General features: G+C 40.5%; 2 protein-coding genes. One reads left to right on the forward strand and one right to left on the reverse strand.

What is annotated here, in order from left to right; genetic code table 11:
• Positions 1 to 979 precede the first annotated feature (979 nt).
• Complete coding sequence (locus tag O9X84_RS19325) at positions 980 to 1,885, forward strand: hypothetical protein (protein ID WP_269521287.1); 906 nt, start codon at positions 980 to 982, stop codon at positions 1,883 to 1,885.
• Here O9X84_RS19325 and O9X84_RS19330 read toward each other — a convergent pair.
• On the reverse strand, positions 1,866 to 4,028 hold the full coding sequence (locus O9X84_RS19330) for a winged helix-turn-helix domain-containing tetratricopeptide repeat protein (protein WP_269521288.1): 2,163 nt from the start codon (positions 4,026 to 4,028) through the stop codon (positions 1,866 to 1,868). The two genes, O9X84_RS19325 and O9X84_RS19330, sit on opposite strands and share 20 nt — an antisense overlap.
• Positions 4,029 to 4,348: the final 320 nt, after the last annotated feature.

Here is a 4,348-nt window from a genome sequence, read left to right on the forward strand (position 1 = left end):
TACCAAAGACTTGAAAAGATCAAACAATGAAAACTGTGCAATTAACCCAAATGCCTAAACCATCTTCGTAACGGACATCTAGCCACACTAAAAGCCAGCTGCAACGAAGGATAGCATATAGCGTTTGTTTTACTTATACTCCTACCCTTCGTTACAGCTGTCTTTTTGATGACTTGATCCATTCAAACAGATGTTTGTGGTGATATTTGTGAAACTTACGTCTGTTAGTGTTTAATGTGAACAGTCCTTTGGAACTGAAACCTTAGAGGTGGCGCACAACGAGGCCGACTTTCTCTAAATATTTAGCGATGCGATGGCTGATGGTGTACACGAGTTCGACCATATCATTATACGATGGTGCTCACGTCTTTGCTTATTTGTTGGAAAAGCCTGCTTTGTTTACAATATGCGTTGAAATGCCGCGGTGAATAATTTGCATCACTTTGCTTAACTCACTGGAATATCTTGCTAGCAGCAACCGTAAGGGAATAGGTAGGCTTAAAACCCACTGGCTTTAATAAACACCCGACTAAAACAGTTAAATTTCAATAGCTAAAGCAATGACTGCAGAAACTCTCTTTTTAATTAATAAGTGCCTCATAACAATCCCCAAAAAGTGACTTTGGATTAACTATTCAGTGTCTTTTTTTAAGTCATTTATTGCCAAAAAAGGAGAGGGTATAACTACAAACATGCTACTTGCCTTTTAAATAATCCAATGAATTGAGCGATTATTAAACGGTTAGTAACAGAATTTGTCCCTAACTAAAGTTAATCCTTCTACTAAATACAGATAACTCCAAGGTTTTTTAAGACACCGCTAGCCCCTGTAAATAGCCCCTTTATATTTTTCTTATATATTTTTGACACTTTCTTTTAGCAGCACATGCTAGCTTTTTTGAGTTGATTTTCACCCAAAACAACTCAAAACAAAAATCACTCTAACGAACTCATGTTGAAACACGAAAAAGGAAATTTTATGAAAAATAATGTAATGACACTATTTGCATCAATGACTATGTTAACAACCTTGGTTATTCGTCCAGCGCAAGCAACCTTAATTGAAGACGTTGGTTATGGCATTGACTATCAGTTGGGTGTACATACCAATGCTATATACGATGAGGAATTGGGTGGCGTTACTTCTGTACTTCGCGACGAAGCAATTGGTGACCAAACAAATATTGATCGAACCGCTAAAATACGCGGTGACCTATCTACTGGTTCGGTAGGAGCGAAGACAACCTTGATACCCTCCATCCCATCCTCAAGTTTAGCGACAAATGCTGTGGTCACTTTAATTGATACACTCACCTTCGACTTATCAGGTCAAGTGGCAGGTTCGACAGTTGATTTAGGCATAGGCATAGATTGGGAGGGAATATTTTTCCCCTATCTAAGTTCGCGGCCATCAAGAGCCAGTTTACAATTTAGTCTGATTAGCGATGATGATGAGTTATCTTTAGCCACAACAGTCTATCCAGACAACTTTGTACTTTCTTTCCTAAACCCTGGTTTTGAGGCGGGTGACCCCTTAACTTTCGGTGACCCTGGTTTTCAAACCCCCATGGCCTCAACATTTGGAGATTGGACATCCTTATCCGACTTAGGGGATACATTCAATGGGTTGTTCTCATTAGAAACAGGGAAAATAACGGTCGTTGACTTTAGGTTAAGTTTAAATGTGTCAGGAAACGCTGATTTCTTCAATTCAGCGCACCTAGCATTTGACTCACCGATATCCTTTACATCAGCTTCAGGCGTTTTTATGAACGCAACACAAGTTCCGCCTTCATCTGTATCGGCACCTGTAACGAGTTGGTTACTGTTAAGTAGCTTAGGAGCTATAGCACTTTGTAGGCGAACTATGGCATTGAAAAGATAGGATTTTTAGCGATCAACCACGCTAAGTGCCAGTCACTTTGCCTTAGCGTGGAAAGCAGTTTTCCTGACTTTTCAAAATTACCTACCAAAGCAAAGTATTGCGCCTGGGCATAAACCAAACCGGGTATGAAGCTGACATTTTTAGGTGGGTTTTCAATTAACGAGGCATAAAAATTGATGATTTGCTGTTGTCCTTGCACATTATCCGTTTGCTTGTAGCAATAAGTTAACATAGCAACATAAGAAACACCATTCGCCATGAGATCAGCGTCGGTGAAGAGCTGATTTTGAGTCGTGAACAACTCTTCGAATATGGGCAGGGCAATGTCACACCTATTAGCATAAAAAGCCGCTAGCCCATAGTTAGCTTTCAAGGTGCTGGTCTTGTTGTTCAGCTGAAATGCCGCTCTGAAGCGTTCAAACCAACTCACTTGGTTGCCTAAATTATATTGCGTTAACGTAATTGTTTGTAGTGCTTCAATCTCAAAACCAAACTGGGTTAATAACGATTCATGAATTGCTTCTGCCATTAATGGCTCACCTTTCCATAGATGGTGCCATGCTTGAGCCATTCTGTAGTAATACTCTTGCCCAAGTTTGTTCCTATCTAGGGAATCGAAACTTGCATTTGCCTGCTCTGTTTGATTAGCTAATCGCAGAGCATAAGCCAGACCCAACACACAATTTGTGTCGCCAGGCAACCTGTAAACACAGCGTTGGTAGCGGCTTATGGCGTCATCTAAACGGCCCATTCCAATCAAAATAGCACCAATCCCCCAATTTGCTGGAGAGGATAACGGCGCGATCTCTAATGCTCGCTCGTAATATGGCAACGCTTTGGCTCTTTGGTAGTTTGACCTAAGTAAATTCCCATAATTAATCAGTGCCAAATATTGGTCACCATTCAACGCAAGCGCTTTTTCGAAAGCAACTTTAGCTGTATCAAGTTGATTATTATTAAATGCCAAAATGCCTTTTGCTGCATACGCTTTAGAAAGCTTTGGATCGAGCTTAAGGGCGCCTTCAATAGCTTTATTGGCTTCTCTATTTGCCTCTTCGAGTGTTAGCATTTTATTTTGAGCCATCAATAGGTAACTAACGGCAAGGTCGACATAGGCCTCTGCATAATTAGGATCGAGCAAGGTAGCCATGGTAAACTCGTCTCTCGCTTTTAGCAGTGAATCTGTAGAACGTATCTGATTGTATTTGCGTCCGCGAAGTAAATGTAAATAGGCCTCACCTGAGCTAGGTTTATATCTTTTTTGTACGTCTGGAATATAGTCAAACTTGCCACCTAAGGTAGCAATCACTTGGCTACTTATCTGCTGTTGGTCACTAAATGCGTTATCAATACTGGCAGCAAAACTCTGAGACCAAAGGGTGCTATCTTCATCAGCGTCAATAATTTGCAAATTTACTTTTAAGAGCTGTGCTTCCTGCCTAACGGAGCCTTGCAATAAATAGCTAACACCTAACTTATCGCCAATTTCAGCTGTGGTTATTGCGGTATCACGAAAAGCAAAAGATGAGGTTCTCGAAATTACTTTAAATTCTGGCACCATGGCTAAATGATGAATGAGCTCTTCTGCCAATCCATCTGCAAAGTAACTAATATCATCGGTGTCCGCCATCAAAGAAAAAGATAAAACAGCAATAGACTTGGCCTTTTCTTGATTGATTGAACTTAGCCATTGTATTAACACTACAACCAGAAATAAGACAATTAATGCCAAACTTATCAGTTTTATAGCTTTAACCGGAGACATTTTATTCAAAGTAGGTGGAGACTGTTCACCTAAATCTTTAACTTCGCTGATTGTTTTTGAAGGTTGAATCGCCTGTACAGTCTGAATCAATTGGTATCCGCGTTTAGGGCGGGTTTTTATGAAGGCATTGCTGTCGTGCTTATCAAGGTGTTTACGTAACGAAGAGACTAAACTATTTAGAGCAAAATCAGTGACATAACGGCCTTGCCAGAGTGTACTCATTATCTCCTGCCTAGTAACTAATTCGCCTTTTGACTTGGCTAACAATAGCAACAACTCCATCGCTTTTGGCTCTATGTTTTGGACAAAATCGGCGCTTTTGAGTGTGCATTCGTTTGGCGACACTGTCCATTTTCCAAGCTGAAAATTATCCATCATTACCGTTAGCTATTAGCGATTAGAATTAAGGAGTATAAGAAGAATTAAAGCTATTTACCACACGCTGTGTCAGCTGTGTTTTGGACTGGGTTGGTTTACTTTAACACTGAATCGTTTTCGTTTGGGATAAAATGCAGTTCAGGGGGCATACCCATCTTTAGACAACCAAAGGGCTTTCCGCGGGTTTGGAGATAAGCCAACATAAGCAAATCAACTCTTCCACAAGCAAAAACCAACTACTGACCAGTCGAAAACGTCACCAACGTTTGTCATCCTAACATCCAAATAGTGCAATTAAGGGTGAGACCGTTGCTGGCCAC

This window comes from Alteromonas sp. BMJM2 (genome assembly GCF_027257845.1).
Classification (GTDB): Bacteria; Pseudomonadota; Gammaproteobacteria; order Enterobacterales; family Alteromonadaceae; genus Alteromonas.

Excerpts from the sequence above, each read along its gene's own strand:
- O9X84_RS19325 (WP_269521287.1), top strand. The coding sequence starts at position 980 with ATGAAAAATAATGTAATGACACTATTTGCATCAATGACTATGTTAACA.
- O9X84_RS19330 (WP_269521288.1), bottom strand. The coding sequence starts at position 4,028 with ATGATGGATAATTTTCAGCTTGGAAAATGGACAGTGTCGCCAAACGAA.